Origin of the sequence: Rhizobium sp. TBD182 (assembly GCF_001950375.1) — a bacterium.
Taxonomy (GTDB): Bacteria; Pseudomonadota; Alphaproteobacteria; order Rhizobiales; family Rhizobiaceae; genus Agrobacterium; species Agrobacterium tumefaciens.
Window position 1 is genome coordinate 1 of record NZ_BDLN01000013.1, and the last position, 326, is coordinate 326.

Genomic DNA, 326 nt, shown 5'->3' on the forward strand with positions numbered 1-326 from the left:
CGACGCGGACGCGGACGCAGATGCTGATGCGGATGCCGATGCGGACGCCGACGCGGATGCCGATGCGGATGCCGACGCCGACGCGGATGCCGACGCTGACGCCGATGCGGATGCTGATGCCGATGCGGATGCCGACGCCGACGCGGATGCCGACGCGGATGCCGACGCGGATGCCGACGCGGATGCCGATGCCGACGCGGATGCAGATGCCGATGCCGACGCGGATGCCGATGCCGATGCCGACGCGGATGCCGATGCCGATGCCGACGCGGATGCGGACGCGGATGCCGATGCGGACGCCGACGCGGACGCAGATGCTGATGCGG

At 71.5% G+C, this 326-nt stretch carries 1 protein-coding gene; it reads right to left on the reverse strand.

Annotation, left to right across the window (positions count from 1 at the left end):
* The coding region (locus T18_RS28310; protein ID WP_210187549.1) for a hypothetical protein at positions 1-326 on the reverse strand (326 nt) is incomplete at both ends.